Origin of the sequence: Streptomyces sp. NPDC005195, from assembly GCF_040608315.1 — a bacterium.
In the GTDB taxonomy this organism is placed as follows: domain Bacteria; phylum Actinomycetota; class Actinomycetes; order Streptomycetales; family Streptomycetaceae; genus Streptomyces; species Streptomyces kaempferi.
Window position 1 is genome coordinate 91,699 of record NZ_JBEXHZ010000013.1, and the last position, 12,765, is coordinate 104,463.

The following is a 12,765-nucleotide window of genomic DNA, read 5'->3' on the forward strand; positions in this document are numbered from 1 at the left end:
CTCTCGCCGAACGTCAGCTCTTGGTACGGAACTTGTGGATCGCGATCGGCGCCATGACCACGGTGAGCCCTGCCGTCCAGGCGAGGGTCACCCACAGGCTGTGCGTGACCGGGCCGCCCACCATCAGGCCGCGTGTGGTGTCCGCGAGCGAGGACAGCGGGTTGTAGTCGGTGAAGACGCGCAGCCAGCCCGGCATGGTCCCGGTCGGCGAGAAGATCGACGAACCGAACTGCAGGGGCATCAGGACCAGGAAGCCCATCGCCTGCACCGACTGCGCGTTCTTCATCGTCACACCGAGGACCAGGAAGATCCACATCAGGGCCGAGCCGAAGAGGACGGAGAGCCCCACGGAGGCGAACAGGCCCGGCCAGTTGGTGATGTCGAAGCCGACCAGCACGCCGACGACCAGGAGGATCGTCGTGGCGACGAGCATCCGCATCAGCTCCACCACGATCTTGGCGAAGAGCACCGAGCCCTGGCCGATCGGGAGGGTGCGGAAGCGGTCCATCACACCGGTCTGGAAGTCCTGGTTGAAGCCGGTGCCGACGGCCGTCGCGATGTTCATGGCCGTCATCGCCATCAGACCGGGCACGACGTACTGCACGTACGCGTCCTGTCCGCCGCCCAGGGACTGCCCGATGGAGCCCCCGAAGACGTACACGAACAGCAGGGTGAAGACGACCGGCATCAGGACGGCGTCGAACATCGACTCCGGGTCCTGGCGGATCCACAGCAGGTTGCGGCGGACGAGGGCGCCGATGTGGCGCGCGTGCGCCCGGGGCGAGATGCGCGGGTCGCCCTGGGCGGCGAGGGGGACTTCGGCGACAGCGGTGGTCATGCGGGGACCTCCTCGTAGGCGGGGGCGGCGGCGGGGACCTGGTCCTGCGGGGCACTGGCCTTGTGGCCGGTGAGGGACAGGAAGACCTCGTCCAGACTGGGCAGTTCGGTGGAGATGGAGGCGATCGTGATGCCGCGCGCGCTGACCGCGCCGACCACGGCGGTGAGCTGTTCGTCACTGAGGATCGGCACCACCACGGTGCCGGTCTCGATGTCCACGGCCGTCGTCGCGAGACCGGTGAGGCCCAGCTCGTCGAAGAGGGCGGCCAGCGGACGCAGCTCCAGCGGGTCCAGCGGGCGGATGCGCAGCGTACGGCCGCCGACCCGTGCCTTCAGGTCGTCGATCCGGCCGTTCGCGATGACCTTGCCGCGGTCGATGACCGTCAGCTCGGAGGCAAGCTGCTCCGCCTCCTCCATGTACTGGGTGGTGAGCAGTACGGTCGCGCCGTCCGCCACCATCCGCTTGACCTCCTTCCACACCTCGTTGCGGGTGCGCGGGTCGAGCCCGGTGGTCGGCTCGTCCAGATAGAGGACGGACGGGTTGCCGATCATGGAGGCGGCGAGGTCGAGACGGCGGCGCATACCGCCGGAGTACGTCGACGCGGGACGCTTGGCGGCGTCGGTGAGGGAGAAGCGCTCCAGGAGCTCGTCGGCGCGCCGGCGGGCCTCCTTGCGGGGCAGGTCGAGCAGCCGCCCGATCATGTACAGGTTCTCCCAGCCGGGGAGCTTCTCGTCGACCGAGGCGTACTGGCCGGTGAGGCCTATCACCCGGCGCAGCTGGCGGGGCTGGGTGAGCACGTCGTAGCCGGCCACCGTGGCCCGGCCGGCGTCGGGGGTCACCAGGGTGGACAGGATGCGGACGAGGGTGGTCTTGCCGGCGCCGTTGGGACCGAGCACGCCGAGGACGGTGCCTTCGTGGACGTCCAGGTCCACGCCGTCCAGTGCCTTGGTCTCGCCGTAGTGCTTGACCAGTCCCCGCACGGTGACGGCGCTGCGGGCGCCGCTGCCGGGGTTCTTGTCGATTCGCGTCATGCCCACAAGATGTCAGCCCCCACCGACAAACCGCCTACAGGGTGCCTACAGCCTCCCGCGAGCACCGACAGCCCGCCGACAGCGGCCGTCGGCGGTCCCGCGCACGGCACCGGCCGGGAACGGCGACAGCCCGCCGACGGGGGAAGTTCGGCGGGCTGTCTTCGTGCCGCGATGGTTCGGTGGGGCCTGGTGACGCTAGTGGACGGAGTGCTCGTCGAGGGGGAAGGTGCCGCCGACCACGTCGTCGGCGAACGCGCGGGCCGCGTCGCCCATGACCGTGCGCAGGTCGGCGTACTGCTTCACGAACTTCGGCACCTTGCCACCGGTGAGGCCGAGCATGTCGGTCCACACCAGGACCTGCGCGTCGGTCTCCGGGCCGGCGCCGATACCGACGGTCGGGATGTGCAGGGTGCGGGTCACCTCGGCGGCGAGTTCCGCCGGGACCAGCTCCAGGACGACGGCGAACGCGCCCGCGTCCTGGACCGCCTTGGCGTCACGCAGCAGCTGCTGGGCGGCTTCCTCGCCGCGGCCCTGGACGCGGTAGCCCATGGAGTTCACGGACTGGGGGGTCAGGCCGATGTGCGCCATGACGGGGATGCCGGACTCCACGAGCAGCTCGATCTGGCGGTGGGAGCGCTCGCCGCCCTCCAGCTTCACCGCGCCGACCCCGGCCTCCTTGACCAGCCGGGTGGCGGAGCGCAGGGCCTGGACCGGACCCTCCTGGTACGAGCCGAAGGGGAGGTCGCCGACGATCAGGGCGCGGCTGGTGCCGCGGACGACCGCGGCGGACAGCATCGCCATCTCGTCGAGGGTGACGGGCACGGTCGTCTCGTAGCCGAGGTGGCAGTTGCCGGCCGAGTCGCCGACGAGCATCACCGGGATACCGGCCTCGTCGAAGACCGACGCGGTCATCGCGTCGTAGGCGGTGAGCATGGGCCACTTCTCGCCGCGCTCCTTGGCCGCGCCGATGTCGCGGACCGTGATGCGGCGGGTGCTCTTGCCTCCGTACAGCGCCTTGCCGCTGTCGGTGGTGGCCCGCGCACCGTCCGCGGGCTGCTTCGGGGCAGCCGAGAGCTGCGTCATCGCAACGGCTCCTTCTGTCATCTCGAGGCGCCCTGACGGCGTCCCCGGATCCCCTCCATGGTGGCACCTCGTGCCAACGGGGGCCAGACCGGGTCGAGCGACACGCGTCTCATCCTCCGCCCCAGGGGTCCGCCTTTCCGTGGGTTCGTCCCTCGCGGCCCAGGGCTTCCGGGCCGGTTCCCTGGGGCTCGGGGCCGGTTCCCGGGGGTTCGGCTCTCCGGGGTGTACGCGCGCCGGCCGCCCGCCCGTTCGTCCCCGGTTCATCCGCCGGGCGGTCCTTACGTCCCATTTATCTGGTTGGTCCGGGCGGCTTCGTAAGGTCTCCGCAAAGGATTTACGATACGATACGGTTCCGTATCGAATCTCGTTAGGCTCCCGCACATGACAACTCCCGCTGCCCCCGCCGAACGGCGTGTGCCCGAAGCGGTGCACCGGCGCCGCTGGGCCATTCTCGGCGTGCTCATGCTCAGCCTGTTGATCGTGGTGCTGGACAACTCGATCCTCAACGTCGCGATCAAGACGATCTCCACTCCGGCACCCACCGGACTCGGCGCCACGCAGAGCGAGCTGGAGTGGGCCATCAACGCCTACACACTCGTCTTCGCCGGGCTGCTCTTCACCGCGGGCCTCCTCGGCGACCGGCTCGGCCGCAAGAAGGTCCTGCTCGCCGGTCTGGCCGTCTTCGGAGTGGGCTCGGCACTGGCGGCGGAGTCGGGCTCGCCCGTACAGCTCATCGTCTTCCGCGCCGTCATGGGCTTCGGCGCGGCCTTCGTGATGCCTGCCACCCTCGCCGTCCTCATGAACGTCTTCGAGCGTGAGGAGCAGCCCAAGGCCATCGGCATCTGGGCCGGCGGCGTCGGTCTCGCCATCGCCATCGGCCCGATCACCGGCGGTGTGCTGCTCGCCCACTTCTGGTGGGGCTCGGTCTTCCTGATCAACGTGCCGATCGTGATTCTCGCGCTCGTCCTGATGTTCTGGCTGGTCCCCGACTCCCGCGACCCGAACCCCGGCCGCGTCGACCTGGTCGGTGTCGTCCTGTCCGTCATCGGGCTCGTGCTGCTCGTCTACGGCATCATCAAGGGAGGCCAGCTGGCCTCCTTCACCGACGCGACGGTCCTCGCCACCATCGGGGCCGGAGTCGCCGTCCTGGTCGCCTTCGTCGTCTACGAGAAGCGCAGCGACCATCCGTCCATCGACGTCACGTACTTCAAGAACAAGGTCTTCTCGGCCGCCATCGCCGCCATCGCGCTCGTCTTCTTCGCGCTGATGGGCGTGACCTTCTTCTCCGTCTTCTACACGCAGAGCGTGCGCGGCTACTCGCCGCTGAAGACCGGTGTGCTGATGCTGCCGCTCGCCGCGGCCCAGCTCATCTTCGCGCCGCGCGCCCGCCTCGTCGTCGACCGCATCGGCAACCGGGCCACCTGCACGGGAGGCCTGCTGCTGCTCGCCGCGATGCTCGGCGCGTTCGCGACACTGGAGGCGGACACCCCGATCTGGCTCCTCGAGGTCATCTTCTTCCTGATGGGCACCGGTATGGCGCACATCATGACCCCGACGAGCGTCGTCATAATGCAGGCCCTGCCGCGCGAGAAGGCCGGCTCCGCCTCCGCCCTCAGCAACGTCTTCCGCCAGGTCGGCGGCGCCCTCGGTATCGCGGTCCTCGGTTCGGTCCTTTCCTCGGCCTACCGCAACGGCATCGAGGGCAAGCTCTCCCTCCTCCCGCCCGGCCTGCGCCACACCGCGGGAGAGTCCATCGAGGCCACCCTCGGGGTCGCCGCCAAACTCGGTCCCCGGGGCGACGCCCTCGTCACTCCGGCCAACGACGCCTTCCTGCACGCCATGCACGTGACCGCCCTGTGCGGCGCGGGAGTCGCGATCGTGGGCGCCGTCATCGTGGCCCTCTTCCTGCCGGGCCGTCCGCCCACCCCGCAACAGGACGAGGACCGGACGGAGTTGGTGACCGCGGAGCACTGACGGAGGGACGCGGCGGGGCACCCCTCGCATCGGCAGCGGGTGCCCCACACGCCGTACGTGCCGTACACGCCGTACACCAGGAAGAACCGCCAGGGCAGGACGAAGGAACGGAGCGACACGTGAACCTCGCTGACAGCCGGGAAAGGCACGAGGGTTCCCCCCCGGGGGCGCCCCCGCAGCGAGGCCGTGGAACGCTCCATCATCGAGGGCGCGGTGCAGCTCCTGGAGGACGGTGTCCCGCTCGCGGACATCTCCATCGAGCGTCTGGCGCGCACCGCGGGCGTCGGCAAGGCGACCATCTACCGCCGCTGGAGCGGCAAGGAGGAACTCTTCGTCGACGTCATGCGCGCCACCGAGCCCCCGGACGCCGAACTCCCGGGCACCTCCATGCGCGACGATCTGATCGCCCTTCTGGAACCGCTGCGCCAGCGGGGTCTGGCCAGCCGCTCGTCGGCGCTCCTGCACAACGTCTACGCCCAGATAAAGACCAGCCCGAAGATCTGGGCGGCCTACCAGGCCACCGTCATCGAACCGCGGCGCCGGACCACCTTCGAAGTCCTGCGCCGCGGACAGCGCGACGGCGAACTCCGCGACGACGTGGACATAGAGGTCATCAACGACCTCTTCGTCGGACCCATGTTGGTGCGCGCCGTGATGCGCCCGGAGGCCGAACTCCCCGAGGACCTCGCGGAGCAGATCGTCGACGCGGTGCTCACGGGGCTCCGCCCGCCCGGACGTTAGTCCATCTGTTCGGCATTGGTTCACCCGGCCGACCGGTGGGCCGAATGTGCGCGTTTCGTCACAGAGGGCGCGCTTCGCTCCCGATGCGGAACTCCGGCGCCCGAGTTGTTCGTCCTCATGCCCGTACGGCCGTCATGGGACGGCAGGAACGGCACCGATCATCCCCTAGGGTCGTAACCGCGGGGCTGACGGTGTGCACGGCAGGTTGTGAGGCGACGGTATGGCGCAGGCGTATATGACGGAGACGGGCAGTGGCGACTCGGGGCCCGAGCGCCGAGGACCCCGTTTCCGGCGCCTGCTGGACAGATGGCGCGGCGACCGCGGCGTCTGGCGTCGCGGCCTGATCCTCGCCGCGCTCGCGCTGCTGCTCGCGCTGGTGATGCTGCTGCACGCCCAGATCCCCAACCGCATCGGCAACCTCGGCAGTCTCACCGAGACGTTCCTGCCGTGGCTGGGCCTGTTCGTCCCGGTCCTGATCGCCCTCGCGCTGGTACGGAAGTCCGCGAGCGCCCTGATCGCCGTGCTGCTCCCCGCGATCGTCTGGCTGAACCTCTTCGGCGGACTGCTCGTCGACAGGACCGGCGGCGGCGGCGACCTCACCGTCGCCACGCACAACGTCAACGCGGAGAACCCCGACCCGGCCGGCACCGCACGTGACGTGGCCGCCTCGGGCGCCGACGTGGTGGCCCTGGAGGAGCTGACGGCCGCGGCGGTCCCGACGTACGAGAAGGCGCTGGCGGCCACGTACAGGTACCACTCCGTGCAGGGCACCGTCGGGCTGTGGAGCAAGTACCCGCTGGCCCGGGCCAGGCCCGTGGACATCAAGCTGGGCTGGACGCGGGCGATGCGGGCGACGGTGGCGACGCCGGACGGCAGCGTCGCCGTGTACGTCGCCCATCTGCCCTCGGTACGGGTGAAGCTGGAGGCCGGGTTCACCGCCCGCCAGCGCGACCGCAGCGCCGACGCGCTGGGCGAGGCGATCGCCGACGAGCCGCTCAAGCGGATCGTTCTGCTCGGCGACCTCAACGGCACGATGAACGACCGCGCGCTGAACGGCGTCACCGCGCAGATGCGCTCCACGCAGGGCGCGGCGGGCAGCGGCTTCGGGTTCAGCTGGCCGGCGTCGTTCCCGATGGCCCGGATCGACCAGATCATGGTCAAGGGCGTCGAACCGGTGACCTCCTGGACGCTGCCGGGGACCACCAGCGACCATCTCCCGATCGCCGCCCGCGTGAAGCTCGCGGCAACCGGGTCTTAATCTGCTGGAATACTGGGCCTGAGAGAGTTTGTTCCATAGCTGAACTTATGCAGCCCGTGCACACCGGTGTGCACGGGCGCCTCCGTGCGTCCCGGACGGCACCCGGCTTCGGCCGGCCCGGTGCCGCCCGCCCCGCGCGCCGTCCCGTCCCAGCCCCCCGCCTCCTCAGCCCCCCGGCTTCCTCGACGTCTTTGAAAGGCCCCTTCATGCCCCTGGCCCTGCTCGCCCTCGCCGTGGGCGCCTTCGGCATCGGCACCACCGAGTTCGTGATGATGGGCCTGCTGCCCGACGTCGCCGACGACCTTCACATATCCATCCCCGCCGCGGGACACCTGGTCTCGGCGTACGCGCTCGGCGTGGTGATCGGCGCCCCGCTGCTCGCGGCGGCCACCGCCCGTATGTCCCGCCGCAAGGTCCTCATCGGCCTCATGGTCCTCTTCGTCGCGGGCAACACGCTCTCCGCCCTCGCCCCCGACCAGCAGTGGCTGCTCGCCGCCCGCTTCCTCAGCGGTCTGCCGCACGGCGCCTTCTTCGGCGTCGGCGCCGTCGTCGCCACCGGCCTCGTCGCGCCCGAGCGCAAGGCGCGCTCCGTCTCGCTGATGTTCCTCGGTCTGACCGTCGCGAACATCGCGGGAGTGCCGGTGGCCACGTTCATCGGCCAGCACTTCGGCTGGCGGGCCACCTTCCTCGGGGTCGGCGTGATCGGTCTCGCGGCGATCGCCTCGCTGGCGCTGCTCATCCCGCACGACCACACCCACGCCGCCACCGGCGGCCTGCGCGGCGAGCTGGCCGCCCTGAGGTCCCTCCCCGTCTGGCTGGCCCTGGGGACGACGGTGGCCGGATTCGGCGCGCTGTTCTCCGCGTACAGCTACGTCACGCCGATGCTCACCGAGTCCGCCGGGTACACCGAGTCCAGCGTCACGCTGCTGCTCGCGCTGTTCGGCGTCGGCGCGACGGTGGGCAACCTGGTGGGCGGACGGCTGGCGGACCACTCCCTGCGCGGCACGCTCTTCGGCGGTCTCGCGTCCCTGGTCGCGGTGCTCGCCCTCTTTCCCCTCCTGATGACGGCGCAGTGGAGTGCCGCTCTCGCCGTCACCCTGCTCGGCACGGCCGCCTTCGTCACCGGCTCGCCGCTCCAGCTGATGGTCATGGAGAAGGCCTCCGCGGCCCCGTCGCTGGCCTCGTCCGCGAACCAGGCCGCGTTCAACCTGGCGAACGCGGGGGGTGCGTGGATCGGGGGGCTCGCGCTGGCCGGGGGGTTCGGGGCCACCTCCCCGGCGCTCGCCGGGGCCGCGCTCGCCGTGCTCGGCCTGGCCGTCGCCGGGACGGCGTACACGGTGGACCGCCGCCGCGCGACCGCTCAGGCGGTCACCCCCGGCCGTCTGGTAGCCGCTCACGTCCCCGACCGGCCGGAGGCCCTGCGCCGCTGAACGGTCAGCCCTCCGTCTCCGGCAGGTCGAAGCGGGCCAGGTCACGCAGCCAGGTGCGGGCCGAACTGTCGGACGGAGCGCGCCAGTCGCCGCGCGGCGAGAGCGAACCCCCGGCCGAGACCTTCGGCCCGTTCGGCATGGCCGAGCGCTTGAACTGCGCGAACCCGAAGAAGCGGCGGCAGAACACCTCCAGCCAGCGCCGGATCTCCGGCAGGTCGTACGCGACCCGCTCGGCCTCGGGGAAACCGGGCGGCCAGGCGCCCGCGTCCGGGTCGTGCCACGCGTGCCAGGCGAGGAAGGCGATCTTCGACGGCCTGAACCCGTAGCGCAGCACGTGGAAGAGCGTGAAGTCGTGCAGCGCGTACGGGCCGATCTTCGACTCGGTCGACTGCATCTCCTCACCCGGGACCAGCTCCGGGCTGATCTCCGTGTCGAGGATCGCGGCGAGCGTCCGGTCGGTGTCCTCGCCGAACTGACGGCTTGCGATGACCCACCGGATCAGATGCTGGATCAGGGTCTTCGGCACACCCGAGTTGACGTTGTAGTGACTCATCTGGTCGCCCACGCCGTACGTGGACCAGCCGAGCGCCAGCTCCGACAGGTCGCCGGTCCCGAGCACGATGCCGCCGCGCTGGTTGGCGAGCCGGAACAGGTAGTCGGTGCGCAGTCCGGCCTGCACGTTCTCGAAGGTGACGTCGTACACGGGCTCGCCGGACGCGAAGGGATGCTCCATCTCCTTCAGCATCAGCCGGGCGGTCGGTGTGATGTCCAGCTCGGCCGCGGTGACGCCGAGGGAGCGCATCAGCTCGTGCGCGTTGCCCTTGGTGTGGTCGCTCGTGGCGAAGCCGGGCAGGGTGAAGGCGAGGATGTCGCCGCGCGGGCGGCCCGCCCGGTCCATCGCGCGGGCCGCGACGATCAGCGCGTGCGTGGAGTCGAGCCCTCCGGACACCCCGATGACGATCTTCGGGCCACCGATCGCCGCGAGCCGCTGCTGGAGCCCCGCGACCTGGATGTTGTACGCCTCGTAGCAGTCCTGGGCGAGCCGGTCGGGGTCCGCGGGCACGAACGGGAAGCGCTCGACACGGCGCCGCAGACCGAGGTCGCCGGCCGGCGGGTCGAGCCGGAACGACACCGTCCGGAAATCGGCGGTGCGGGTGTCGTGGGTGCGCCGGTTGTCGTCGAAGCTGCCGGTCCGCAGCCGCTCCTGCCGCAGCAGGTCGAGGTCGACGTCCGCCACGGCGAACTGGTCGTCGAGCGGGAAGCGGTCGGACTCGGCCAGCAGCGTCCCGTTCTCGTAGATCATGGTCTGTCCGTCCCAGGACAGGTCGGTGGTCGACTCGCCCAGGCCGGCCGCCGCGTAGACGTACGCGGCGATGCAGCGTGAGGACGCCGAGCGGCACATCAGTTTGCGGTCCTCGGCCCGGCCGACGGTGATCGGGCTGCCGGAGAGGTTGGCGAGGACGGTGGCGCCCGCCAGGGCCGCCTCGGCGCTCGGCGGCACCGGCACCCACATGTCCTCGCAGATCTCCGTGTGCAGCACCAGACCCGGGACGTCGTCCGCGGCGAACAGCAGGTCCACACCGAACGGCACGGACTCCCCGTCGACCCGGATCGTGCCGCCGCGTTCGTCGTCGCCCGCGGCGATCTGCCGACGCTCGTAGAACTCCCGGTAGTTCGGCGGGTACGACTTGGGTACGACACCGAGGACCCGGCCGCGGTGCATGATCACCGAGCAGTTGTAGACCCGGTTGCGATGACGCAGCGGGGCGCCCACGACCAGGACCGGCAGGAGTTCCGCCGACCCCGCCACCACGGTCCGGAGCGCCTCCTCGACCTGGTCGAGCAGCGCGTCCTGGAGCAGCAGGTCCTCGATCGAGTAGCCGCACAGCCCCATCTCCGGGAAGACGGCGACGGCGACACCCTCCCCGGCGCACCCGCGCGCCTGGCGCAGGACCGCCTCGGCGTTGGCGAGCGGGTCCGCGATGACGGTGTGGCCCGTACAGGCGGCGACGCGTGCGAAGCCGTGCTGATAGAGCGACCGGAAGTTCAGAGAAGGCACCCGCCCAGTGTAATCGTCAGAGCGACGCGATGGGGGGTGGGACGCCCCATGTGCGCCCCGCACGTGCGGACCCCATGGGGACGGCGAAGGGCCGGGCCCACCCCGCGCGAGGCGGAGTGGGCCCGGCCCCTCGGGCCACAGCCTTGATCAGGCTCAGTGGCGACGGTACGACTCGACGTAGCCCGGGGCGGGGGAACCCACACCGGTCACGTCGTCGTAGCCCTTCACGGCCGACAGCGAGCTGTCCTTGCCGAGGCTGCGGACGGAGGTCAGCAGCCCCTGCGACGCGTCGAACGCGTTGGCGAAGTCCACACGCGCCACGGCGAGTCCGGAACCCGTGGGGTTGTCCGTGACGTCGTGGTACGCCTTGGAGCCGTACTTCGCGTAGATCGACGGGTTGGCGAAACCGATCGCCTTGCCGCCGCGCGCCTCCTGGGCCAGGGCCTGGACGGCCGCGATCACCGGCGCGGCGAGCGAGGTGCCGCCGATCCGGTACTCGCTGTACTGCTGCGACCCGTCCGGGAAGGTCTGCGTCTGGCCGACGCGGAAACCGGTGTTCGGGTCGGCGATCGCCGCGATGTCCGGCACGGTACGCATGGCCGTGGTGCCGTTGGCCGTCGCGAGCGCGCCCGGTACGACGCCCTTCTGGTAGAAGGGCTGCGCCACCGTCCTGCTGGTGCCGCCGCCCGCGCCCGAGGTGAACGCGCCCGGGAAGCCGGTCCAGCTCTTGCCGTCGGCCGACAGCGAGGCCTTCTCGGTTCCCCAGCCGGTCTCGAACTGGTACTTGTCGCCCTTGCCGACCGCCAGCGAGGTACCGCCGACCGCCGTCACCCACGCCGAGTTGGCCGGGGTGTCGACCTGCTTCGTACCGGTGTTGGCGACCTCGTCGCCGTTGTCACCGGAGGAGAAGTAGAAGCCGATGCCCTCGACCGCGCCGAACTGGAAGACCTGGTCGTAGGCGGCGGCCAGGTCCGGGGTCTGGTTGGCCTCGATGTCGCCCCACGAGTTGGAGACGATGTCGGCCAGGTGCCCGTCGACGATCTTGCTGAGCGAGTCGAGCAGGTCGTCGTCGTAGCAGGAGGCGGCACCCACGTACGTGATGTTCGCCCCGGGCGCCACCGCGTGCACGGCCTCGACGTCGAGGGTCTCCTCGCCGTACCAGCCGGCCGCGCCGCACTCCTCGGTCTTCGTGTAGGTGCCGGGCAGCACCTGACGCAGCTGACTGGTGGAGTACTTCGCGTCACCGTGCTTCTTGGCGTACGAAGCCGCGTCGAACGCGATGGTCGGCGAGGCGTACGCGTCGGTGATGGCGACGCGGACACCCTTGCCGGTGCGCTTGCCCGCGCCGTAGGCGGCGCGCAGCTGCTTGCCGGTGTAACCCTGCACCGCGTACGGGATCTTCTTGCCGTACGCGCCCGGCAGCGTGCTCGCGGTGTTCGAGCCGTAGTACGAGGAGAACGGCCCGGCGTTGCGGAACACCGCGTCCGGAGGCGGCAGGGTGTCGTTGTGCGTCGCCTTGTGCGGGGCGTTGTCCAGGCCGGTGACGGTCAGGACGGCGCCGTTCAGGGCGGCCGGGACGGAGGCCGATCCGGCCGGTGCCCGGTAGGTCTTCCCGCCCTTGGCGTAGTTGTGCAGCTGGGTGCCGAACGCCTTCTCGGCGGCGGCGACGTCACCGGTGACGGTGACGTAGTGCTGCGTGCTGCCGGTGACCTTCAGGCCGGCCGACTTCAGCCACGAGGTCACCGCGGTGACCTGTGCCTTGGTGGCGCCGAAGCGGGCCTGCGTCTGCTCGGCGGAGAGGTACTTCCCGTACGAGGCGGACGCCGGGTCGGCGACAGCCTTGGCATACGCGGCAAGGCCGGCGGCGTCGCGGCCCGCGAAGTAGACCCGGGCGGAGACCTGGGAGCTGTCGGACGCGGCCCCCTTGTCCGCCTTGGCCGTGGCCCACGCGGGCTTGGTGCCCGCGAGGGTGTGCCGGCTCGGGCCGGTCGCGGCGTGGGCCGCGGGTATGCCGAGCGCCAGTGCGCCGGCGAGCAGCGGCAATGCCGCTGCCATGCTCACGCCGGCGCGTACTGCAGCGCGATTGGATCTCATAAAACCCCCTGCGATGCGGTTCGTCGCATGTGCGGTCGTCCGTGATGTGCGAGACCGTGCGCCGAACGGAGGGCGCACGGAATGGATCACGCTGGGGTCACTCTGGCGATGAACCGTTCATGCCAGGGGAATGAGAAGGCCAAGGAAACGCCAAGTGGACGTGATTCAAGGTCGTTTGGGCCGGTTTGGAGAGAGCCCTTCCGCGGTCGTAGGGATATCCCTCGACTTCGCGCGAAGGGGTTCCCCGCCCCGGGTAC

General features: G+C 70.6%; 9 protein-coding genes. 4 read left to right on the top strand and 5 right to left on the bottom strand.

The window, feature by feature from the left end:
* Positions 1-13: 13 nt before the first annotated feature.
* The 3 genes from ABZV34_RS16960 to panB form a co-directional block, all read right to left on the bottom strand.
* Positions 14-838, bottom strand: a complete 825-nt coding sequence (locus ABZV34_RS16960; protein ID WP_356276411.1) for an ABC transporter permease — start codon at positions 836-838, stop codon at positions 14-16.
* A complete protein-coding gene (locus tag ABZV34_RS16965; RefSeq protein WP_356276414.1) occupies positions 835-1,869 on the bottom strand; it encodes an ATP-binding cassette domain-containing protein in 1,035 nt (344 codons plus the stop codon). The genes ABZV34_RS16960 and ABZV34_RS16965 overlap by 4 nt, the downstream gene beginning before the upstream one ends.
* Before the next feature lie 195 nt (positions 1,870-2,064).
* Entirely contained in the window at positions 2,065-2,952 is an 888-nt protein-coding gene (gene panB / locus ABZV34_RS16970; RefSeq protein WP_356276417.1) for a 3-methyl-2-oxobutanoate hydroxymethyltransferase, read from the bottom strand.
* A gap of 381 nt (positions 2,953-3,333) precedes the next feature.
* Here panB and ABZV34_RS16975 point away from each other — a divergent pair, with 381 nt between their 5' ends.
* The 4 genes from ABZV34_RS16975 (at position 3,334) to ABZV34_RS16990 (ending at position 8,355) form a co-directional block, all read left to right on the top strand.
* Complete coding sequence (locus ABZV34_RS16975; RefSeq protein ID WP_356276420.1) at positions 3,334-4,926, top strand: MFS transporter; 1,593 nt, start codon at positions 3,334-3,336, stop codon at positions 4,924-4,926.
* 186 nt (positions 4,927-5,112) lie between these two features.
* Positions 5,113-5,667: a TetR/AcrR family transcriptional regulator gene (locus ABZV34_RS16980; protein WP_356276423.1), complete on the top strand. Its 555-nt coding sequence runs from the start codon at positions 5,113-5,115 to the stop codon at positions 5,665-5,667.
* A 220-nt stretch (positions 5,668-5,887) separates the two neighbouring features.
* Entirely contained in the window at positions 5,888-6,925 is a 1,038-nt protein-coding gene (locus ABZV34_RS16985; protein WP_356276426.1) for an endonuclease/exonuclease/phosphatase family protein, read from the top strand.
* A 206-nt stretch (positions 6,926-7,131) separates the two neighbouring features.
* Complete coding sequence (locus ABZV34_RS16990; RefSeq protein ID WP_356276429.1) at positions 7,132-8,355, top strand: MFS transporter; 1,224 nt, start codon at positions 7,132-7,134, stop codon at positions 8,353-8,355.
* A gap of 4 nt (positions 8,356-8,359) precedes the next feature.
* On the opposite strand, the gene ABZV34_RS16995 is transcribed toward ABZV34_RS16990, so the two are convergent.
* Entirely contained in the window at positions 8,360-10,414 is a 2,055-nt protein-coding gene (locus ABZV34_RS16995) for an NAD(+) synthase (RefSeq protein WP_356276432.1), read from the bottom strand.
* Between the two features lie 153 nt (positions 10,415-10,567).
* Entirely contained in the window at positions 10,568-12,469 is a 1,902-nt protein-coding gene (locus ABZV34_RS17000) for a S53 family peptidase (RefSeq protein ID WP_356276434.1), read from the bottom strand.
* Positions 12,470-12,765: the final 296 nt, after the last annotated feature.